Here is a 21,406-nt window from a genome sequence, read left to right as displayed (position 1 = left end):
CGGGGTTCTTGTGCCCGCCCGCCGTCGTGCCGTAGCTTGTGTGGGAACGGTTCCCTACGGCGCCGTCACATGCAACACCACACCAACTCGAAGAGGAGTGTTCAGATGGGCACGATGCAACGACGACGGATCGTCGTTCCGCTCGCAGGCTTCGGCCTCGTCGCACTCGCCCTCGCCGGTTGCACCGGCGGAGGGGGAAACGATGGGGGCGGCGAAGGCGGTGGCACCGAAGGCGCCACGGTCACGATCATGGGAGCCTTCACCGACGCGCAGGCCGAGGCGTTCCAGGCTGACCTGGATGCCTGGAGCGAAGAGAGCGGCATCACCGTCACCTACGACGGCAACACCGACTTCCAGACCGCGGTTGTCGCGCGCGCGACGGCGGGCAACCCGCCCGACATCGCGATCTACCCGCAGCCCGGCGTGCTGAAGAGCCAGACCAACACGCTGTACCCGCTGGAAGAGCTCGGCATCGACGTCGGAGCGATCATCGCCGACGAGGCCAACGGCCTCGGCGAGATCGCGCAGGTCGACGGGCAGACGTTCGGTCTGCCGTACTCGATCAACGTCAAGTCGCTCGTCTGGTACAACCCCGCGGCGTTCGACGCTGCCGGGCTGACCGTGCCGACGACCGACGACGAGCTCACCGCACTGCAGCAGCAGATCATGGACGACGGCCTCGGCTACCCCTGGTGTGTCGGCCTCGAGTCGGGCGCGGCGACCGGATGGCCGGCCACGGACTGGCTGGAGGAGTACGTCCTGCGCTACGGCGGCCTCGACGAGTACAACGCCTGGATCGCGGGCGACGTGCTGTTCACGAGTGACCTCGTGACGCAGGCGGGCGACAAGGTCGCGACCGAGCTGCTCGAAGAGGGCAAGGTCAACGGCGGCGGACCCGGTGCGGCCACGACGGCGTTCCAGACCGCAGGCAACCAGCTGTTCGTCGAGGGCATCGACAACGGTCAGTGCTTCATGATGCGTCAGGGTTCGTTCATCGCGGACTTCTTCCCCGAGGACATCAAGGCGCAGATCGCCGACGGCGACCTCTCGAACATCGACTTCTTCCAGCTGCCCTCGCCCGAGGGTACGGAGACGGCGATGCTCGGCGGCGGCGACCTCGTGGGCGCGTTCACCAACAACGAGGCCACGAAGGCGGTCGTCGAGTACATCACGGGTCCGGAGTTCGGCACGAACGGATACGCCAGCCAGGCGATCTTCCTGTCGCCGCACAACGACTTCGACACCTCGGCGTACACGACCGAGTTCCAGAAGAAGGCGCAGGAGCTGCTCGCAGCGTCGACGCTCTTCGGCTTCGACGCCTCCGACCAGATGCCCGGCGAAGTCGGTGCCGGCACCGAGTGGACCGAGCTGACCAGCTGGTTCGCGGGTCAGAAGACGATGGAGCAGGCATTCGAGGCGATCGACGCCTCGTGGCCGCAGTAATCCATCCCCGACACTCCGCGTAAGCGGCAGGGAGGCGACGTCGGCTCTGTCGGCCGACGTCGCCTCCCCACTAGCATCACCATCAACCTCACAACGACGTCAGGCGGTATCGATGGCCATCTTCAGTGCAATCCTCTCCGTGGTGATAGGCCTCGGAGTCTCGTTCTTGATCTTCTGGCTGCTGAACTTCGTGGTCGAGAAGACGGGTGACAAGACCAAGGCGCGGCTCCTGCCGTACGTCTTCCTCTTCCCGGTCCTCGCGCTCGGCATCCTGTTCCTGCTCTACCCCGCGGTGCGCACCTTCATCGAGAGCTTCATGGAGCAGAGCCAGCGCCGCGGCGAGAGCGCCACGTTCGTCGGCCTCGACAACTACATCGACCTGTTCACCGACCCGAACTTCCTCGGGGTGCTGCTGAACAACCTGCTGTGGGTCATCGTCGTCCCGGCGTCCGCGGTGCTGATCGGTCTTCTGGTCGCGATCCTCACCGACCGTCTCGGCAAGAAGCGCGAGACGTCGTTCAAGGCGATGATCTTCCTTCCGATGGCCATCAGCGGCATCGCGGCGGCGGTCACGTGGCGGTTCATCTACTTCTACGCTCCGCCGGGCAACCCGCAGATCTATCTGCTCAATGCGATCTGGACGGGAGTGACCGGACAGGATCCGGTGCCCTGGCTGACGCTCGACGCCGGCAGGCTGAACAGCTTCCTGATCATGTTCATCGCCATCTGGCTGCAGGTCGGCTTCGCGATGGTGCTGCTCTCCGCGGCCATCAAGGGCGTGCCCGAGGAGACCATCGAGGCGGCCCGCCTCGACGGGGCGAGCGAGCGCAAGGCGTTCTTCCTCGTGATCGTCCCGCAGATCCGCGGCACGATCCTCGCGGTGTTCGTCACGGTCACCATCTTCGTGATGAAGACCTTCGACATCATCTACGCGATGACGGGCGGTCAGTACAACACGAGCGTGCTGGTCGTGGACTTCTACGCGCAGCTGTTCAGCTTCCAGAACCCGGGCAAGGCAGCCGCGGTGGTCATCGTCCTGATGATCGCGGTGGTGCCGCTCATCGTCTACCAGATCCGCAGCTACAAGGCGCAGGAGGAACTCCGATGACCGTCGTACCGACCCCACTCGTCGACGACGAGGGCCACCGCGAGACGGTCGACCTCGAGAAGAAGTCCAAGAAGCGCCTGCGCAAGGACGGCACCGAGAAGGACAAGCCCCATGTTCTGATCACGATCATCATGGGAGTGATCGCCGTCCTGTGGCTCTTCCCGCTGCTGGGTCTGCTGATCACGAGCCTGCGGCCCCGTGCCGACGTCGAGTCGACGGGCTGGTGGACCGCTCTGCTGAATCCGTTCGGCACGGAGTGGACGCTCGAGCCGTTCGGACAGGCGTGGACGGCGCTGGATGCCGGAACCACCTTCTGGAACTCGGCAGCCGTCACCATCCCGGCCACGATCCTCCCCGTGATGATCTCGGCGATGGCGGCGTACGCGTTCACGTTCTTCCAGTTCCGCGGCAAGGAGATCTACTTCGCGATCGTGCTCGGCCTCATGGTCGTGCCGATCCAGATCGCGGTGATCCCGATCCTGCAGCTGTTCGTCTGGTTCGGGAACACCACCGGCATCCAGATCATCGGGCAGTACCCCGCGGCCTGGATCGTGCATGCGACATTCGCGATGCCGCTGGCGATCTACATCCTCCGCAACTACATGCAGACGCTGCCGAACTCGCTGATCGAGGCGGCGCGCATGGACGGCGCGAGCCACTTCCAGATCTTCTGGCGGCTCGTCGTGCCGATGTCGGTGCCGGCGCTCGCGTCGTTCGCGATCTTCCAGTTCCTGTGGGTGTGGAACGACTTCTTCGTCGCGTACCTGTTCATCCAGAGCGGACCGAACCAGGTGCTGACGCAGGGTCTGTACACCCTCCTCGGCCAGTACGGTCAGGGCTGGCAGCGCGTGGCGGCGGGCTCGTTCATCACGCTCATCGTGCCGCTGATCATCTTCTTCGCGCTCCAGCGGTTCTTCGTGCGTGGACTGACGGCGGGCTCGGTCAAGTAGCGGCCGGCGCGGCGGGGCATCGGATCGGTCGACCTCGATGCTCCGCCTCGCCGACGACTGGGTCTGGGACTTCTGGACCGCCGACGACGGCGAGCAGTACCACGCCTTCTTCCTGAAGGCGCCGCGCGCGCTGGGCGACCCCGACCTGCGGCACTGGAACGCGCGGGTCGGCCACGCGGTCTCGAGCGACCTCGTCGACTGGGTCGTCCTGCCCGACGCCCTCGCTCCCGGCGCGGCCGGCACGTTCGACGACCTCGCGACCTGGACCGGTTCGGTCGTCCGCGACGACGACGGCGTGTGGCGGATGTTCACCTCGGGGGTCTCGAGCGACGGAGACGGGCGGGTGCAGCGGATCGGGTCGTCGCGCTCGCATGACCTGATCACGTGGCAGCGCGACGAGGTCGTGCTCGGCGCCGATCCGCGCTGGTACGAGACCGCGCCGGGCGAGGACTGGCACGAGGAGGCGTGGCGGGACCCGTTCGTCGTCCGGGAGGGCGACGGGTGGCGGATGCTGATCACCGCCCGGTCGGCGACGGGAGCACCTGCCGAGCGCGGCGTGATCGGCACGGCCGTCTCGCGCGATCTCGAGTCGTGGGTCGTCGAGCCCCCGCTGTCGGCTCCGGGCACCGGGTTCGGCCAGCTCGAGGTCGCGCAGGTCCACGACGTGGACGGCCACCGCGTGCTGCTCTTCTCGTGTCTCGGGGGCGAACTCGGCGGTGCGCGCGCGGGATCACGCGGCGGGATCTGGGCGGTCGACGCACCCGGAACCGCCGGGCCCTTCGCGATCGAGCACGCCTATCGCGTGACCGACGAGTCGCTGTACGTCGGACGCCTCGTGCGTCGTCGGGACGGGTCGTGGGTGCTGCTCGCATTCCGCAACGCCGGCGACGACGGGACGTTCGTCGGCGGCATCGTCGATCCGCTGCCCGTCGAGATCGTCGACGGGCGGCTCCGCATCAGTCCTGGGCGGTGACGAGGTAGAGCACGGCGTGATCGGGGTGCACGCGGGGTGATGCGACGCCCACGGTCTCGAGCACTCCGGCGTGGAACAAGGCGCCCGGATACGTGACGTCGCTGCGCGTTCCCCGCTCCCAGTACTCGGATGCCGCCTGCTCCGCGGCATCCGATGCCTCGCCCCACCACAGCGGGGCATGCAGGCCCGAGGGGAGCTCGCCGATCAGCACGGGGCGGACGCGGTACGCGCGCGCGGGATCGAGGCCCCGCAGCTTCAGCGGTGCCGGCGGCTCGGGGGAGGTGGTGTCGAGCACGGCGCTCGAGAAGAGCGCGGTCGACCGGTCGCGGGAGACGACTCCGTGGGTGACGACCTCCGGGTTCGAGCCGTCCAGCCGCACGACGTCGCCGCCCATCAGGACCGACCGGTGCTCCTTGTAGAAGTCGATCCACGCCGCGAGCACCCGCCTCTCGGCCTCGGTCGTGTCGCCGAGGTTCCACTCGATCCCGAGGTGCCCGAACACCGCCGTGATCGCGCGGAAGGAGAGGTCCATGCGTCGACCGGTGGTGTGCGAGTGCCCCGACGCGATGTGGGCGCCCAGGTATTCGGGGGGCGCGAGCTGAACCGACCAGCGCATCATCGACTGCCGGTCGTGAGGATCGCTGTTGTCGGAGACCCAGATGCGGTCGGTGCGTTCGAGCACGCCGAGATCGACGCGCCCTCCACCCGACGAGCACGACTCGATCTCGAGGTGCGGGTACGCATCGCGCAGCTCGTCGAGCAGGCGGTAGAACGCGGCGGTCTGCGCGTGCACGGCCGGTCGCCCGCCGCGCGTGCGATCGCCCGCGTCGATCAGATCGCGGTTGTGGTCCCACTTGATGTAGTCGATCGGGTACTCGTCGAGCAGCGCGGTCAGCTGCGCGCGCACGTGGGCGTAGGCGTCGGGATGCGACAGGTTGAGGACCTGCTGGAATCGGGACTCGACGGGCAGGTCGTCGCGTGCCGCCATGATCCACTCCGGGTGGCCGCGCGCCAGGTCGCTGTCGAGGTTCACCATCTCGGGCTCGAACCACAGCCCGAACTGCATGCCCAGCGCGTGGACCCGGTCGACCAGGGGATGCAACCCGTCCGGCCAGACGTCGGCGGACACGGTCCAGTCGCCGAGCCCCGCACGGTCGTGCCGGCGTGCGCCGAACCAGCCGTCATCGAGGACGTACCTCTCCACACCGAGGTCGGCGGCCGTCTCCGCCAACGCCACGAGCTCGTCGACGTCGTGCCGGAAGTACACCGCCTCCCACACGTTGAGGGTGACCGGACGGTCGGCCGACGGCGCGCGCGATCCCGCGCGCAGGTGGGCGTGGAAGCGGTGGGCGACCGCATCCAGCCCGTCGCCGTACGCGCCGTACACCCAGGGGCTCGCATACTCCTCGCCCTGCGCGAGCACGACCTCGCCGGGGAGCAGCACCTCCCCGCCGCCGAGCAGCTGCTCGCCGGTGAAAACGCGCTCGGCGTAGTGACGGTGGTTGCCGCTCCAGGCGGTGTGCAGCGCCCAGACCTGCCCGGCGCCGAACCCGAACCCGGGGACGCCGGCGTGCAGCACGAAGGCGCTGTCGGCGCCGGTGCGACCGCGCCGACTCTCACGCAGGTGGATGCCGCCGACCAGCGGGGTGCGCTGCGGCATGCGCTCGCCGTTGTGCTGGCCGGTGAAGTCGAGCAGTTCGGTGGCCTCGGCGGGGATCGGAAGGGTGAGGCTCACGTCGTCGACGGAGTACGGCCGGTCGTCGTCGTTGCGGACGAGCGCCCGGAGCCGGACGAGGCCGCTCGGGAGCAGCTCGACCTCGAGGCGGAGCGCAAGTCCGCCGTCGTGGGCGTCGAAGCGGGCCGTCGCCGAGCCGGCTTCGACCACCCCCTGCACGACCTCGTCGTCGACCGTCACCCTGTGGACCTCGAGGCGCGGCGACCACGAGGTGCCGCCGTACGAGCCGGCGAGGCCCGGGCGCCCGGTCCACCCGTCGCGGTGCTCGGGCAGGATCGCGCGCCGGGGCGGGGCATCCGGGTTGTTCGATCCGACGACCGGAACGACCGCGTCGCACAGGCCGGAGAGCTCGTCGGCGGAGAGGTCGGGGAGGGCCTCACCCCAATGGACCACCTGGGGGAGGCGCCCGGCGCGCCCATCGAGCACGAGGGAGACGCCGGCGTGGCGCAGATGCAGGATCACATCGGATGGCATCCCTCCATTCTGTCGTCTCCGACCCGCGGCGACAGCCCGTCGACCGTAGGGTGTGTGCATGGATGCCGCTCCCGACGTCTCCGACCGCGCACCGACCGATGCGACATCGGGACTCACCGCCGCCGAGGTCGCCGAGCGCATCGCCGACGGTCGCGTCAACGTGTTCGAGTCCGACTCGAGCCGGAGCGCGTGGACGATCGTGCGGGCCAACGTCTTCACGCTCTTCAACGGCATCGTCTTCACGTGCTTCGGCATCCTGCTCGTGCTCGGCCGGTGGCAGGACGCGCTGTTCGGTCTCGCCGCCTTCGCGAACTCGATCATCGGCAGCTACCAGGAGTTCAAGGCGAAGGCCGCCCTCGACCGCCTGGCGCTCCTCAACGCACCGCGGGCGCGGGTGCGCCGCGACGGCACGGAGTCCGAGATCGCGCCGTCCGAGGTGGTCGCCGACGATGTCCTCGTGCTGCGCGCCGGCGACCAGGTCCCCGCCGACGCGGTGGTCGTGGCATCCCGCGCCCTGCAGATCGACGAGTCGATGCTCACCGGCGAGTCCGACGCGGTCGACAAGAAGCCCGGCGACGAAGCGCTTTCGGGCTCGATCGTCGTCGCCGGCGAGGGCGACGCCGTCGCGGTGCGCATCGGCGCCGACGCGTACGCCAACAGGTTCGCCGACGAGGCGAAGAAGTTCTCGATGGTCTCGAGCGAGCTGCGCACGTCGATCGATCGGGTGCTCCGCTGGATGGCGTGGCTGATCGGTCCGGTCGGGCTGCTCGTGCTCAACGCGCAGATGATGGTCGTCGGCGGCTGGGTGACGGCGTGGGAGAACGGCTCCTGGGTGCAGGCGGTCGTCAACACGATCGCGGCGCTCACCGCGATGATCCCGCTCGGACTCGTGCTGATGACCTCGATCGCGTTCGCGGTGGGCGCTGCCAAGCTCGCCGGGAAGCAGGTGCTCGTCAACGAACTTCCGGCCGTCGAGGGCCTCGCGCGCATCGACGTGATCTGCCTCGACAAGACCGGCACGCTCACCGCCGGAGAGATCGAGTTCGACGCGGCCCACCCGCTCGGCAGCCCCGACGAGGCGGATGCCGCGGCCGTCCTCGCCTGGTACGGCTCGGCCCCCGATGCGAACGCCACCGCGAAGTGCCTGCGCGAACCGTACCCGGTCGACGACCCCCTCACGACCGTGCGGTACATCCCGTTCTCGTCGGTGCGGAAGTGGAGCGCCGTCTCGTTCTCATCGGGCGACCCGGGCGCCTCGGGCGCCGCGGGCACGTGGGTGATGGGTGCGCCGGAGATGGTGTTCAGCGACGCGGCCTCCGACCCGGCTCAGCCGCTCGGCGAGACGGTCACCTCGCTCGCGACGACGGGCCGCCGCACGCTCGTGCTCGCGCACACCGCCACCGCGCTCGACGACGACGACGTCGAGGCCGAGCGGCTGCCGGACGGCGTGACACCCGTGCTCGTGCTCACGTTCCGAGAGCAGGTGCGACCGGATGCCGCCGACACGCTCGCGTACTTCGCCCGGCAGGGCGTCGACGTGCGCGTGATCTCGGGCGACAACCCCCGCACGGTCGCGGCGATCGCGCGCGAGGTCGGCCTCGAGTCGGCCGAGGGCTTCGACGCGCGGCACCTGCCGGAGGACGACGCCGAGTTGGCGGACGTGCTCGAGCAGCACACCGTGTTCGGCCGGGTCACACCCGAGCAGAAGAAGCGCATCGTCGTGGCCCTGCAGTCGCGCGGGCACACGGTCGCGATGACGGGCGACGGCGTGAACGACGCGCTCGCGATCAAGACCGCCGACATGGGCATCGCCATGAACTCGGGCGCGGCGGCGACGAAGGCCGTCGCGCGCCTGGTGCTGCTCGACGGGCGCTTCTCGCACCTGCCCGACGTCGTCGCCGAGGGCCGCCAGGTGATCGCGAACATCGAGCGGGTCTCGATGCTGTTCCTCACCAAGACGGCGTACGCGACCGGCCTCGCGATCCTCTTCGGACTGCTCGTGCTCGAGTTCCCCTTCCTGCCCCGCCAGCTGTCGATCACCGACGGGCTCACGATCGGCATCCCGGCGTTCTTCCTCGCGCTCATGCCGAACGCGCAGCGGTACGTGCCGGGATTCCTGCGCCGCTCGCTGTCGTTCGCCATCCCCGCGGGCATCATCATCGCGATCGCGCTCACCCTCTACACGCTCGGCGCCATGCAGCTCGGCATCGACGAGGCCGAGCTGCGTACCGGGTCGACGATCATCCTCGCGGTCGTGGGCATCTGGGTTCTGACGGTGCTCTCACGGCCCGTGACGCGCCTGAAGGTGCTGGTGATCGGTGCGATGTTCATCGCGCTGATCGCGATCTTCACGATTCCCCTCGCGACCGAGTTCTTCCAGCTCGTCGACCCGGGGCAGGATGCCGCGTGGCTGATCGCGATCGTGACGTCGCTGACGATCGGGGGGATCGAGATCGTGCGGTTCTTCCATCGCCGCTTCGTGGCGAAGGCGCTCGCGGCGCCTCAGGTCGGCGAGACGGCGGGTTCGTCGCGCGTGAAGTGACGCGACCCCGGCGGCAGCCAGACGACGGCGACGACGAACAGCTCGGCGACGAGCTGCACGACCGCACCCCAGTCCCAGGCATCCGAGGCGACGATCGTCGCGACGTGCCCCACCGCCAGGATGCCGACGTAGACCGTGACGAGCACGCGCGAGAGGTGCGACCCGCGCGCGAGGCCCGAGGCGATCGCGATGATCAGCAGACCGAGCAGCACGATCGCGGCGCCGATAAGCGTCACGGCCAGAACGGAGGGCTGCGCGACGTCGTACCGGCTGAGCATCACCACGACCCCGATCGCCACGTTCCCGAGGGCGCTGAGGTAGACGATCACGACCGCGATCGTGAGCAGCACCGGCCGCCGGCGCGCGGTGTCGTCGGGCGTGCTCACCCGCCCACTGTAGCGGCGCAGGCGGGGTCAGCCGCCGCAGCCGAGCCGCTGCTGCATCGACTGCATCGCCTCGATCTCCGCCGACTGCCCGGTTCGGATGCTGCCCGCCACGGCGAGCACGCGGGGCTCGGAGCCGAGCTCGATCACCGCGTCGGCCATCGGGATCGCACCCTCGTGGTGGCGGATCATGAGCTCGAGAAACAGACAGTCGGCCTCGGCGCCGGTGGCCGCGGCGAGTGCATCGAGTTCGCTGTCGGATGCCATTCCCATGACGTCCCGCGCTTCCTCGTCGGTCAACGGCTCGTCATCCGGAACGCCGTGGTCGTGGCCCGCATCTGACTCGGCCATCCACGCCATCGGGGCGCCGCCTGCTTGGGGGAGGCCCCACTGCACCAACCAGTCGTACATCTCGCCACGTTGCCCGGCCTGACCGGTCGCGATGTCATAGGAGAGGATGCGCAACTCGTCGTCGTCGGTCTTGCGATAGGTCTCCATCGCCATCTCGATCGCCTGTGCGTGATGCACTTGCATGTCGCGCGAGAAGCCCGCTTCCGGCGACGAAGTGGTCGGGTCAGCGGCGGGGGCCGATGCGCCGAACGTCGAGAACCGTCCTACCGCGAAGGCCACGCCGGCGATCCCCAGAACCGCGAGAGTGATCATCCACCAGCGCACCCGTGGTGCGGTGGCGAGGTCGTCCTGGTCCTCAGGGTCGGGCACAGTGCTCAGCGTTGCTTGCCGGGGCCATCGAGAGCGCCGGTGCAGGCCGCGTTCGGTTCGGGGACGTTCTGGCTACGCCAGTACTCTTCGAAGAACTCGCCGATGCGATCGTCGTCGGTCGAATCCACCTTGAGCTGGTGGTTCCAGCCTGAGAGGGCGATCGGGGCGTCGAGGTCGGGATATGGGGACAGAATCACGTACGACGACGGAAGCTCGCCCTTCAGCGTGTCGAGGTCATCGCCGGCGATGTCATCGGGGTTGTACGTGACCCAGATCGCGCCGTGCTCCATCGAGTGGACGGCGTTTTCGTTCGGAACCTGTTCGCTGTAAATGCCGCAGTTCAGCCAGATGGCCGCATGGGGTCCGCCAGCGGGCGGGCTCTGGTCGTAGTCAACCGTGCCTTCGACGTGCTCAGTCGTGTGCGTGAACTCTTCCACGCCCTCGATCGTCACGCCCTCGCTCCCGGCCGTGTACTCCTTCGGGGGCGGCGGAGCAAAGATGATGGATGCCGCGACGAGCGCGATCACGGCAACGGCCGCTGTTCCGCCCACGACCCACCAGACGATCTTGCTGCGCCGGCGCTTCGCCAGTTGCCGCTGGTACTCGGCGAGCTTCTCCTGTCGCTTCTGCTCGCGCTGCTGCTTCACGGTGAGATTGATCTCTGCCTGCTTCGCAGGATTGCCGCTCTGTCGCTTGTTCGAGGGGCTGGGAGGATTCGGAGACATGTGATCTCGGCTCTTCTGTTCGCGCCGGCGCGTGATCGTGATCGAGCGGCGACGGAGGGTCGGGACGCGACCATCCTATTCGACGTAATGAATCCCGAGTCTGGCAGCACGCTGAGGCTGAGTCGAGGCATCCGCTACCATAGGTTCTCGAATCGATTCGACTTCGATGCGTGAAGCCGTTGATCGACATCCTTTTGTTGCGTCCCACGCCTCGTCCCACGGCGACCCGTGCCACGCACCGCTACACCCTCGTCACGAAACGCGCCTGCCTTGCTCGATACTGCCTCGATCCCCACTTCTCCTAAGACCCGCACCCCTCACACATCGACGGGTGCGATCCGCACCCTGGGGCGCAACCCTGCCACCGCGCCCATCGTGCTTCACCCGGGTGATTCCATCTCGGCGCGGCGCCGGGTGCTCTACATCATCCTGTTGGGTGCACTCACGGCGCTCGGGCCGTTCACGATCGACCTGTACCTTCCGGCGTTCCCGACTCTCGAAGCGGACTTCGACACCACCGCTGCGGCGATCCAGCTGACGCTCACCGGAACCATGATTGGTTTCGCGTTGGGACAGCTGATCGTGGGACCGCTCAGTGACAAGGTGGGGCGACGCATTCCGTTGCTCACCGTGACGGCGATCCATGTCGTCGCCAGCACCGCCGCTGCGCTGGCGCCGACGCTCGAGTTGCTGAGCATCGCGCGCGTGCTGCAGGGCGCCGGTGCTGCCGCCGGTGGTGTCGTTGCGGCCGCCGTGATCCGTGATCTCTTCGGCGGTAAGCGTCTCGTCGTGATGCTGTCGCGCATGGCGCTGGTGTCGGGTGTCGCTCCTGTGCTCGCGCCGCTCGTGGGTTCGGCGTTGCTCTTGGTGATGCCGTGGCGCGGGATCTTCGTGGTGCTGGCCGTGTACGGCGCGATCATGCTCGTTGCGGCGATCGTCTTCATTCCCGAGACCCTGCCGCGCGCTCGCCGCCACGAGGCTGGCTCGACGACCGTGTGGCAGCGGTATCGGAGCGTGTTCAGCGATCGCGTCTTCATCGGCGTGCTGATCATCGGCGGCATGACCTTCAGCGGACTGTTCTCCTATCTGTCGGCATCGTCCTTCCTGTTCCAGCAGAGTTACGGATTCGATGCGCAGCAGTACGGCGTGCTGTTCGCCGTCAACTCGGTCGGCGTCGTGATTGGTGTGCAGACGGCATCGCGGCTCGCGGCCCGCTTCGGTCCGCAGTGGGTGATGGCGTTCTCGACCGCATCCCTCGTCATCACGGCCAGCGCGATTATCGTCACCGACCAGCTCGCTCTGGGGATCTGGGGCGTGATGATTCCCCTCTTCCTGTTCATGACCGCGTGTGGTTTCACCTTCCCGTGCGCGCAGGTCCTCGCGCTCGACCGGCACGGAAAAGCGGCCGGTACCGCTCAATCAATCCTCGGAGCGACGAACTTCGGTGTGGCCGGCATCGTGTCGCCGCTGGTGGGATGGCTCGCGCATGACACTGGAATCACCGCCACGACGATGGCATCGGTGATGGCCGGGTGCGCGATGGTTGGTGTGCTCTCGCTCTGGCTCATTGTGCGCCCTCGCACCGTGGCCAGGCTCGCGCCGTAGGTGGCACGCACGGCACAATAGGCCGATGGCCTCACCGAGCAACTCCACGGACACGACGGCGGACCGTCGACTGATGCTGACGCGTGCGTGGCTCGCCGCCGCGGGGTTGATTCTCATGGTCAGCGCGACAGCGCTCGGCGGATGGGCGTTCGCGCTCGGCAACGACCCCTTCGAGGTCGACGTGTGGTGGAACGCGTGGCTGCTCGACTGGGAGTCGGCGTTCATGCTCGCCTTCTCGCAGACGATGAACTTCATCGGCGGCGGGTGGTTCAGTGTGTTCGTCGTGCCGCTGGTCGGCGCATTGGCGCTCGTTCTCGATAAACGACGATGGGCTGCCGTGTACCTGCTGGCCTCGCTGGCTGCGTCGGCGCTGATGGTGCAGTTGCTGAAGCATCTGTTCGCGCGCGGGCGCCCCGAAGAGATCCTCATCCTCTCGGATTTCGGGTCCTACCCCTCGGGGCACGTTGCCAACGCGGCCACGCTCGCGGTTGTGGCGCTCGTGATCTACCCGCGGGTGTGGGTGTTCATCGTGGGTGCGGTGTGGGTCGTGCTGATGGCCATCAGCCGTACGTACTTGCACGCGCACTGGTTGAGCGACACGCTCGGCGGCGCCTGCATCGGTGGTGGAGTGGCGCTGCTCGTGGGCGCAATGTTCGTTGGCAAGCTCGCCGCAGAGTCACGCCGTCGCTCGGGCGGATCGCAGGCACTCGCCGACACGGCGACGCAACCCTAGGCTGAGGGCATGAGCGCCGAAGCAGATCAGGTCGCCGCCGCGGAGCTAGCGCATCTACGCGCCCAGGCGGCCGCCGCGGAAGCCGAACTGAAAGCCGCGCAGGCACGGGCCGCGCTGGCGGCCGCCGAAGCGGCGGCGGCACGTGCAGGGGCCGGGCAGGTCGCTACACGTGCTGACACAGCACCGGAAGCGCCAACCGAGGCGCCGAGCGTGCAGGCAGCAGATCCCTCAGCACCGCCGCAGCCGCAGCCGCAGGGGCCGGACGGGCCGCTTTCGCCCGAAGAGGTCACGGCGATCATCGAGGGCTACGCCTTCGATGCCGCGACGTTGGACCTGGGTGCGCTCGTCAATGGCAACGCGGTGCCCGAGGCGCAGGTGCGCATACCCGTCGCGATGCTCAACCGTCATGGGCTCATCGCCGGGGCGACCGGAACCGGGAAGACACGCACGCTCCAGGGCATTGCCGAGCAGCTCGCTTCGCACGGGGTGCCGGTGTTCGCCGCTGACATCAAGGGTGACCTTACGGGTGTGGCGACGGCGGGCACGCCGAGCGACAAGTTGCTCGCGCGTACGCGGGCGATCGGACAGGACTGGCAGGCTGAGGCATCCGCGACCGAGTACTTCGCGCTGGGTGGCGTGGGCACGGGCGTCCCGGTGCGGGCCACCGTGTCGGGCTTCGGCCCGTTGCTGCTCAGCAAGGTGCTCGGCCTCAACGACACACAGGAATCCAGCCTCGGATTGGTCTTCCACTATGCGGACGCCCACGGGCTCGCGCTGGTGGACCTCGCAGACCTGCGCGCGGTGCTGATGCACCTGACGAGCGACGAGGGAAAGGCCGAGCTGGCGGAACTGGGCGGGCTCTCGCGCGCGACCGCCGGCGTCATTCTGCGTGAGCTGATCACTTTCGCGGATGCCGGGGCCGACGTGTTCTTCGGCGAGCCCGAGTTCGAGGTCACCGACTTCCTGCGCCACGCGGCCGACGGACGGGGGATCATCAGCCTCCTCGAAGTGCCCGGAGTCATCGACAAGCCGGCGCTGTTCTCCACGTTCCTGATGTACTTGCTCGCCGAGCTCTTCGAGATCCTCCCGGAGGTCGGCGACACCGACAAGCCGAAGCTGGTGTTCTTCTTCGACGAGGCGCACCTGCTGTTCCGCGACGCGTCGCGCGACTTCGTGGCGGCGATTGTGCAGACGGTTCGCCTCATTCGGTCCAAGGGTGTCGGGGTGTTTTTCATCACGCAGACGCCGAAGGACGTGCCGTCCGATGTTCTCGCGCAGCTTGGGTCTCGCGTGCAGCACGCGTTGCGCGCGTTCACACCCGACGACGCGAAGGCTCTGCGCGCGACGGTCAGCACGTACCCCACATCGGGTTACGACCTCGAGCGCGTGCTGCAGGAGCTCGGTACCGGCGAGGCGATCGTCACCGTGATGAGCGAGCGAGGTGCCCCCACCCCCGTTGCGTGGACTCGACTGCGTGCGCCGCAGGGCCTCATGTCACCGACACCAGCGGACGCGGTTGCCGCCGCAGTGCAGGCATCACCGCTGAGCGCGAAGTACGGCTCGGCGATCGACCGCGAATCGGCTCGTGAAGTGCTCGCCGCAAAGCTCGCAGCCGCCGACGAAGCCGCGGCCGCCGAGCGCGCACAGGTCGAGAAGGCGAAGATCGACGCCGAACTCGCGCGCCAGCAGGCCGCGATCGACAAGCAGCAGGCGGATGCCGAGAAAAAGGCGCAGCGCGAGTACGAACGCCTGCTGCGCAGCACCGCGGGAGCCTCGAGGTCCTCCCGCACGAGCCGTGCCGCAGACCGGTCACCGCTCGAACAGGTGTTGTCGTCACCGTCCACGCAGACGCTGCTGAACGGCGTGATTCGCGGTCTGTTCGGCAACTCGCGCCGCTGACGGGGAGGGACGCCGTAGCCTGAGGGCATGGTGACGAAGCCGCCGAGCCGTGACATCGATGAAACAGAGCTGAGAACGAGCGCGCCGAAGAAGGTCGCCGTCGGTGTGCCGGCCGTCGTGCACGCCCTGAAGATCGCGAACGAACAGATGGGGCTCGTTCGTAGTGCGCAGACGCTGGTGCGGGTCAATCAGAAGAACGGCTTCGACTGCCCGGGCTGCGCCTGGCCCGAAGAGAACAAGCGCCACCTGGCCGAGTTCTGCGAAAACGGCGCGAAGGCTGTCGCTGAAGAGGCGACGCTGCGAAAAGTGACTCCCGACTTCTTCGCCGAGCATTCGATCGACGAACTCGCTGCACACGATGACTGGTGGCTCGGGCAGCAGGGCCGGCTCACGCATCCGATGATCAAGGACGCGGACGACACCCACTATCGGCCGATCTCGTGGGATGACGCCCTGCGCGAGATCGCGGATGCGTTGCGCGGTCTTCCGGATCCCGATCAGGCCGTGTTCTACACCTCGGGTCGCACCTCGAACGAGGCGGCCTTCCTCTACCAGCTGCTCGTGCGGGGCGTCGGCACGAACAATCTTCCGGACTGCTCGAACATGTGCCACGAGTCGAGTGGATCGGCGCTCACCGAAACCCTCGGAATCGGCAAGGGCACCGTGTCGATCGAGGACATCCACTCGGCGGATCTCATCATTGTTGCCGGGCAGAACCCGGGCACGAATCATCCGCGCATGCTGAGCGCTCTCGAGAAAGCGAAGCAGCGCGGCGCGACCATCGTCGCGGTCAATCCTCTTCCCGAGGCGGGCCTGCTGCGTTTCGAGAACCCGCAGACGATCAGGGGCGTGGCCTTCGGCGGTACCGCGCTCGCGGATGAGTTCCTGCAGATCCGGCTGGGCGGTGACCAGGCTCTCTTCCAGGCCGTCGGCAAGCACCTGCTCGAAGCCGAGGAGCGCGACGGTGGTGTGCTGGATGCCGCGTTCATCGCCGACTGCACGAGCGGATTCGATGCGTACGAGCGCGGGCTCGCCGGTGTCGCGTGGGAAGAACTCGAACGAGCGACCGGGCTCACCGAAGAGTCGCTGCGGCGCGTGGGGGAGTTGGTGCGCGGATCGTCGGCCACGATCGTGTGCTGGGCGATGGGACTGACGCAGCACAAACACTCGGTCGCGACCCTGCGCGACGTCGTCAACGTGTTGCTCATGCAGGGCAACATCGGCCGTCCCGGCGCAGGAGTGTGCCCCGTGCGTGGGCACTCCAACGTGCAGGGCGATCGCACGATGGGCATCTATGAGAAGCCGTCCGAGGCTTTTCTCTCGGCGCTCGATCGCGAGTTCACCTTCACCGCTCCCCGCCGCCACGGCTTCGACACCGTCGAGGCGATCCGCGCGATGCGCGATGGGCGGGTGAGGTTCTTCCTGGGGATGGGCGGAAACTTCGTCAGCGCGACGCCCGACACTCAGGTCACCGAACAAGCAATGCGCAGGGTCGATCTCACCGTGCAGGTGTCGACGAAGCTCAACCGTTCGCACGTCGTGACCGGCCGGCGAGCCATCATCCTGCCGACGTTGGGACGCACCGACCGCGACCGTCGCGACGGCAAAGAGCAGCGCGTGTCGGTCGAAGACTCGATGGGCGCCGTGCACTCGTCACGGGGCAGACTCGCCCCGCCGGACGAAGCCTTGCTCAGTGAAGTAGCCATCGTCGCGCGCCTGTGCGCGATGGTGTTCGCGGATGCCGCCCCCGCCGCTGCGCCGAGCGCCGACTGGGCCGCTCTCGAAGCCGACTACTCGCGAGTGCGCGCCCACATCGCCCGAGTGGTCCCCGGCTTCGACGATTATGAGGCGCGCATCGACAAGGGGCGGACGTTCTTCCTCCCGAACGGACCGCGCGACGAGCGCCGATTCGCCACGGTCGACGGCACGGCACGGTTCACCGCCAACGCGCTGGAGTACCCGGTGATTCCGGCCGGCCGCCTGCTCCTGCAGACCCTCAGATCGCACGACCAGTACAACACCACGATCTACGGCAAGGACGATCGCTACCGCGGAATCCACGGCGGTCGCCGGGTGGTCTTGGTGAACGCGCAGGACATCGAAGAAGCCGGTTTTGCCGACGGTGACATCGTCGATCTTGTGTCGGAATGGACCGGCCCGGACGGTGTCGTTCAAGAACGCCGTGCCGAGGCGTTCCGCATCGTGGCGTATGCGACGCCGTGCGGCAACGCGGCGGCCTATTACCCCGAAACGAACGTGCTGGTGCCGCTGGATTCAGTGGCCGACGTGAGCGGCACACCGACGTCGAAGTCGGTCATCATCCGTCTCGAGCGGCGCGAGACGTCGCCGGGGTCCGTGCCCGTCAAGTAGCACACTTGGGTCGATAGCGCACGCTCTCTCGCGTCGCGACCCGCCCGGCGTAGCCTCGCACCATGAGCGACCTCACCGCACCCACGGGGCGAGAGTCTGATCTCCTCGCCGTGCCCCGCGCCGACGGCTCCCCGCCTCGTGCGCTCGTTCTCGGCGCCACCGGGTACATCGGCGGCAGGCTCGTACCGCGGCTCCTCGCCGCCGGGTACCGCGTACGCGTGCTGGCTCGCGATGCCGCGCGCGTGGCGGCATTCACGTGGGGCGACGCGGTCGAGGTCATCGAGGGAGCCGCCGAGGATCGGGATGCCGTCGCCCGAGCGGCCGAAGATGTGGACGTCCTGTACTACCTCGTGCATTCGATGGCGGCGGGCAAGGGCTTCGAAGACGCCGATCTGCGCGCCGCGCGGACGGTCGCAGACGCGGCGGTCGCGGCATCCGTTCATCGCATCGTGTACCTCGGCGGACTCCACCCCGAGGGGGTCGAGCTGTCGCCGCACCTGCGCTCTCGCGTAGAGGTGGGGGAGGTGTTCCTCGCGAGCGGTGTGCCCACCCTGGTGCTGCAGGCCGGTGTCGTGATCGGCGCGGGGTCGGCCTCGTTCGAGATGGTGCGGCACCTCACCGACGTGTTGCCGTACATGCCGGCGCCGCGCTGGGTGCGAAACCATATCCAGCCGATCGCGGTGCGCGACGTGTTGCATTACCTGCTTGGTGCCGCGCGCATCGACGGCTCCGTCAATCGCGCCGTCGACATCGGTGGGCCGGACGTGCTGCGGTACGGGCAGATGATGAACGGATACGCCGTCGAAGCGGGCCTGCACCAGCGACCGATCGCGTCGCTGCCGGTGTTCACACCGACGCTTGCCTCACACTGGGTCAACCTGGTGACGCCGATTCCTCGGTCGATCGCGCGTCCGCTCGTGGCGTCGCTGCAGAACGAGTGCGTCATGAAGGATCATGCTGTTGACGACCTCATCCCTCGCCCCTCAGGCGGGCTCACGCCCTACCGTGCTGCGGTCGCACTCGCGCTGCGCCGCGTGCAGGAAGACACGGTGGAGACCAGTTGGCAGGATGCCGAGGTCTTGGGGGTTCCGAGTGATCCGTTGCCCAATGATCCCGACTGGTCGGGCCGCGTGGTGTTCGTCGATGAGCGAAGCGCCGAGACGACGGCATCCGCTCCGGCGCTGTGGCGAGTGATCGAAGGCATCGGTGGCGAGAACGGCTGGTACTCGTCGCCGTTGCTGTGGGCCATCCGCGGGTGGATGGACCGGCTCGTTGGGGGGATCGGGTTGGCGCGCGGGCGTCGCAGTCGCGACCGGCTCGCGGTCGGTGACGCGTTGGACTTCTGGCGCGTCGAGGCGCTGGAGCCGGGGGAGTTCCTTCGCTTGCGTGCCGAGATGAAGGTGCCGGGGCTGGCGTGGCTCGAACTGCGTGCCGTGGCCACGGAGCCGTCAACTGATGAGGAATCGGATGCCGCGCCTCAATCGCGCTACGAGCAGCGGGCGGTGTTCTTCCCCCGGGGCCTCGCCGGGCGGCTGTACTGGCTCGCCGTTCTGCCCTTCCACGGGTTCATCTTCTCGGGCATGGCGAACCGGATCACGGCGGCCGCCGAGACCCTCACCGACGAGGGGCAGGCGCCGGAGTGAAGCTGGCTGCCCTGGTCGCGGCGCCGGGGCCTACGCTGGGGATATGCCTCCCCGTGCCGTCGTCGTGACCGTGTCGGATCGCTCGGCGCGCGGTGAACGGCCCGATTCGAGCGGGCCGATCGCCGTCGAGGCCTTGCGCCTGGCCGGATACACGTGTGATGACGCTGTCGTGATCCCTGACGGCGAGCAGAGTGTCGCGCAGACGTTGCGCGCGCTTGTGACGGAGGGGGTCGACCTCGTCGTCACGACCGGGGGCACCGGAGTCTCACCGCGAGATGAGACCCCCGAGGGAACCGCGAGCGTACTCGAGCGCGAGATCCCCGGTATCGCTGAGGAATTGCGTCGACGGGGCGTCGCCGAGAAGCCTGCCGCCATGTTGTCGCGTGGGCGGGCGGGCGTCGCCGGGTCGACGATGATCGTCAACCTGCCAGGCTCGAGCGCGGCGGTGCGATCGGGCATGCCCGTTGTCCTGTCGGTGGCCTCGCACGTGAGCGATCAGCTGCGCGGGGGTGACCACTGATGCCGGTGCGCATGGCCGCAATCTCGTTGGAACCACTCGATGTCGCGGCGCACCTGAGCGCCGTCGCGGATGCGACCGCGGGTGCCGAGACATCGTTCGTCGGTCGCGTGCGCGATCATGATCCGGATGCCGCGACCGCCGTCATCGCTCTCGAGTACAGTGCACACCCCGACGCCGAGCAGGCGTTGCGCCGGATCGCCGAAGAGGCGATCGGCGAAACGGGCGCCACCGTCGCGGTGAGTCATCGCATCGGCCGGTTGGCCGTCGGGGATGCCGCGGTGGCGATTGCGGTGTCTTCACCGCACCGCGCCGAGGCGTTCACCGTGTGTCGCACGATCATCGAGACGATCAAGACGGATCTGCCCGTGTGGAAGCGCCAAGTCGAATCCGATGGCACCACGGCGTGGAAGGGACTCGGCGGGTAGTCACCCGGGGACGGAGGATCTTTAGCCGCCGGCAAACGGTGGCAGAACGTCGACCAGGGTGTCTGTGTCGAGGGCCGCCGAATCTGCCACGCGGGAGCCGCCGACGAGCACCGCACATCGCGGCAGGATCGCCGACAGGCCCGGGTTCTCGGCGCTCAGCGCTCGCCGCAGCTCACCCAACGTGGTCTCGGGGCGAACCTCTTCGCTACGTCCGGCCAGTTCTTCCGCCGCGGCGAAGTACCGCACACGCGCCATCAGTTCGTGTGCTCCGGCCAGTCTGCCGCCAGTGCGGTGATGCTCGCCACGACGCGTTCGACCTCTGCAGGGCTGCCGCCGGCGCGGCCTGCGATCAGACCCGCGACGAAGGCGCTGAAGGGTGCTGCGGGCCGGGCGACTCCCGTGGCGACGTCGCGCGCCAGATCGAGGATGAGCGAGACCGGGAGATCCTCGGGTGAGAGACCGAATTTCTCGCGCAGGGTGGCTGCCCACGCGTCCAGCGCTTCGGGCGGGAGGGTGCGGGAGTTCTCGGTCACGGTGTCTCCTCGGCGATTCGTGGGCGCGCGTGTTCTCGTGCGCTGGTCAGATCCTCCCACGTGTCGATGTCGTGCGTCATGTCGGCGTCGGCGCGCAGCACCGTGATCGCGAGGTCATCAAGCAGTGCGCGGGCCGGTGCGTTGCGTCCTCGATCGGGCAACGCGGCTGCGGACGCGGCCAGCGCCGTGCTGCGGTACAGGCCGGTGAGCCACTGGGGGCGCCCTGAGGGATCTGCCAGACACACGCCATCGGCGTCGCTCGGAAGGAGGGGGAGAGCCTCGCGCAGCATCGCCACGGCACGCCCGGCTGCGGGCAGGTCGCACGCGAGAACGAAGGTCCACTCGGGTGCGTTCGCGGCCTCACCCCACGAGTTGCACGCGGCCACGATCGCGGCGGCAGGGCCTCCGAAAGGCGGATCTTCTCGCACCCACGACACATCCAGCGTGGGGTCGAGGACATCGGCGACCACCGTGATGGGGTGGCATCCGGCATCCCTCACCGCACTCGCCGCGGCCTCGAGCAATGTGCGCCCACCGACCTCGAGCAGCGGTTTCGCGACGCCGTCCATGCGTGTCGCTCGACCCCCCGCGAGGAGAATCGCGCCGAATGGTGCGGGCATCGTGG

The 21,406-nt window shown here is 68.2% G+C and carries 19 protein-coding genes; 12 read left to right on the top strand and 7 right to left on the bottom strand.

Going from position 1 to position 21,406, the window contains the following annotated elements; genetic code table 11:
* Positions 1-105: 105 nt before the first annotated feature.
* The 4 genes from ON062_RS05400 to ON062_RS05385 all read left to right on the top strand — a co-directional run bounded on the left by ON062_RS05400 (position 106) and on the right by ON062_RS05385 (position 4,474).
* A complete protein-coding gene (locus ON062_RS05400) occupies positions 106-1,443 on the top strand; it encodes an ABC transporter substrate-binding protein (protein WP_274646106.1) in 1,338 nt (445 codons plus the stop codon).
* A 112-nt stretch (positions 1,444-1,555) separates the two neighbouring features.
* The gene (locus tag ON062_RS05395; protein WP_274646105.1) at positions 1,556-2,551 is read left to right on the top strand and encodes a carbohydrate ABC transporter permease; all 996 of its coding nucleotides are present in this window, start codon (positions 1,556-1,558) and stop codon (positions 2,549-2,551) included.
* Positions 2,548-3,501 (top strand): carbohydrate ABC transporter permease, encoded by a 954-nt coding sequence (locus ON062_RS05390; RefSeq protein WP_274646104.1) that lies wholly within the window; start codon positions 2,548-2,550, stop codon positions 3,499-3,501. Before ON062_RS05395 ends, ON062_RS05390 begins: the two co-directional genes overlap by 4 nt.
* Before the next feature lie 37 nt (positions 3,502-3,538).
* Positions 3,539-4,474 carry a glycosyl hydrolase family 32 gene (locus ON062_RS05385; protein WP_274646103.1) on the top strand — a complete coding sequence of 312 codons (936 nt, stop codon included), beginning with the start codon at positions 3,539-3,541 and terminating at the stop codon, positions 4,472-4,474.
* Here ON062_RS05385 and ON062_RS05380 read toward each other — a convergent pair.
* The gene (locus ON062_RS05380) at positions 4,458-6,683 is read right to left on the bottom strand and encodes an alpha-galactosidase (protein ID WP_274646102.1); all 2,226 of its coding nucleotides are present in this window, start codon (positions 6,681-6,683) and stop codon (positions 4,458-4,460) included. The two genes, ON062_RS05385 and ON062_RS05380, sit on opposite strands and share 17 nt — an antisense overlap.
* Positions 6,684-6,741: 58 nt before the next feature.
* Here ON062_RS05380 and ON062_RS05375 point away from each other — a divergent pair, with 58 nt between their 5' ends.
* Positions 6,742-9,225 carry an HAD-IC family P-type ATPase gene (locus ON062_RS05375; protein WP_274646101.1) on the top strand — a complete coding sequence of 828 codons (2,484 nt, stop codon included), beginning with the start codon at positions 6,742-6,744 and terminating at the stop codon, positions 9,223-9,225.
* Here ON062_RS05375 and ON062_RS05370 read toward each other — a convergent pair.
* From ON062_RS05370 to ON062_RS05360, 3 genes are read right to left on the bottom strand one after another with little or no spacing between them, the layout of a single operon-like run.
* Positions 9,186-9,611: a hypothetical protein gene (locus ON062_RS05370; protein ID WP_274646100.1), complete on the bottom strand. Its 426-nt coding sequence runs from the start codon at positions 9,609-9,611 to the stop codon at positions 9,186-9,188. The genes ON062_RS05375 and ON062_RS05370 overlap by 40 nt on opposite strands.
* 27 nt (positions 9,612-9,638) lie before the next feature.
* The gene (locus ON062_RS05365; protein ID WP_308209615.1) at positions 9,639-10,328 is read right to left on the bottom strand and encodes a DUF305 domain-containing protein; all 690 of its coding nucleotides are present in this window, start codon (positions 10,326-10,328) and stop codon (positions 9,639-9,641) included.
* 5 nt (positions 10,329-10,333) lie between these two features.
* Positions 10,334-11,053: a DUF3105 domain-containing protein gene (locus ON062_RS05360; protein ID WP_274646099.1), complete on the bottom strand. Its 720-nt coding sequence runs from the start codon at positions 11,051-11,053 to the stop codon at positions 10,334-10,336.
* Between the two features lie 270 nt (positions 11,054-11,323).
* On the opposite strand from ON062_RS05360, the gene ON062_RS05355 reads away from it, so the two are divergent.
* The 7 genes from ON062_RS05355 (at position 11,324) to ON062_RS05325 (ending at position 20,248) form a co-directional block, all read left to right on the top strand.
* On the top strand, positions 11,324-12,658 hold the full coding sequence (locus ON062_RS05355) for a multidrug effflux MFS transporter (RefSeq protein WP_274646098.1): 1,335 nt from the start codon (positions 11,324-11,326) through the stop codon (positions 12,656-12,658).
* A gap of 25 nt (positions 12,659-12,683) precedes the next feature.
* Positions 12,684-13,391 carry a phosphatase PAP2 family protein gene (locus tag ON062_RS05350; RefSeq protein WP_274646097.1) on the top strand — a complete coding sequence of 236 codons (708 nt, stop codon included), beginning with the start codon at positions 12,684-12,686 and terminating at the stop codon, positions 13,389-13,391.
* A gap of 9 nt (positions 13,392-13,400) precedes the next feature.
* Positions 13,401-15,290: a helicase HerA-like domain-containing protein gene (locus ON062_RS05345; RefSeq protein WP_274646096.1), complete on the top strand. Its 1,890-nt coding sequence runs from the start codon at positions 13,401-13,403 to the stop codon at positions 15,288-15,290.
* Between the two features lie 27 nt (positions 15,291-15,317).
* On the top strand, positions 15,318-17,660 hold the full coding sequence (locus tag ON062_RS05340) for an FdhF/YdeP family oxidoreductase (RefSeq protein WP_274646095.1): 2,343 nt from the start codon (positions 15,318-15,320) through the stop codon (positions 17,658-17,660).
* Positions 17,661-17,722: 62 nt separating this feature from the next.
* Entirely contained in the window at positions 17,723-19,303 is a 1,581-nt protein-coding gene (locus tag ON062_RS05335; RefSeq protein ID WP_274646094.1) for an SDR family oxidoreductase, read from the top strand.
* Between the two features lie 43 nt (positions 19,304-19,346).
* Positions 19,347-19,823 (top strand): molybdenum cofactor biosynthesis protein B, encoded by a 477-nt coding sequence (locus tag ON062_RS05330; protein ID WP_274646093.1) that lies wholly within the window; start codon positions 19,347-19,349, stop codon positions 19,821-19,823.
* Entirely contained in the window at positions 19,820-20,248 is a 429-nt protein-coding gene (locus ON062_RS05325) for a molybdenum cofactor biosynthesis protein MoaE (RefSeq protein ID WP_274646278.1), read from the top strand. The genes ON062_RS05330 and ON062_RS05325 overlap by 4 nt, the downstream gene beginning before the upstream one ends.
* A 21-nt stretch (positions 20,249-20,269) precedes the next feature.
* Here ON062_RS05325 and ON062_RS05320 read toward each other — a convergent pair whose 3' ends face one another.
* Genes ON062_RS05320 through ON062_RS05310 form a run of 3 tightly spaced genes read right to left on the bottom strand, consistent with a single transcriptional unit; the run spans position 20,270 to position 21,401 of the window.
* A complete protein-coding gene (locus ON062_RS05320; RefSeq protein WP_274646092.1) occupies positions 20,270-20,503 on the bottom strand; it encodes a MoaD/ThiS family protein in 234 nt (77 codons plus the stop codon).
* Entirely contained in the window at positions 20,503-20,781 is a 279-nt protein-coding gene (locus ON062_RS05315) for a DUF6457 domain-containing protein (protein ID WP_274646091.1), read from the bottom strand. Before ON062_RS05315 ends, ON062_RS05320 begins: the two co-directional genes overlap by 1 nt.
* The gene (locus tag ON062_RS05310) at positions 20,778-21,401 is read right to left on the bottom strand and encodes a molybdenum cofactor guanylyltransferase (protein WP_274646090.1); all 624 of its coding nucleotides are present in this window, start codon (positions 21,399-21,401) and stop codon (positions 20,778-20,780) included. Before ON062_RS05310 ends, ON062_RS05315 begins: the two co-directional genes overlap by 4 nt.
* Between the last annotated feature and the right edge of the window lie 5 nt (positions 21,402-21,406).

It is taken from the genome of Microbacterium sp. C7(2022) (assembly GCF_028823665.1).
Classification (GTDB): Bacteria; Actinomycetota; Actinomycetes; order Actinomycetales; family Microbacteriaceae; genus Microbacterium.
This window is presented reverse-complemented; position numbering and strand designations above follow the sequence as displayed.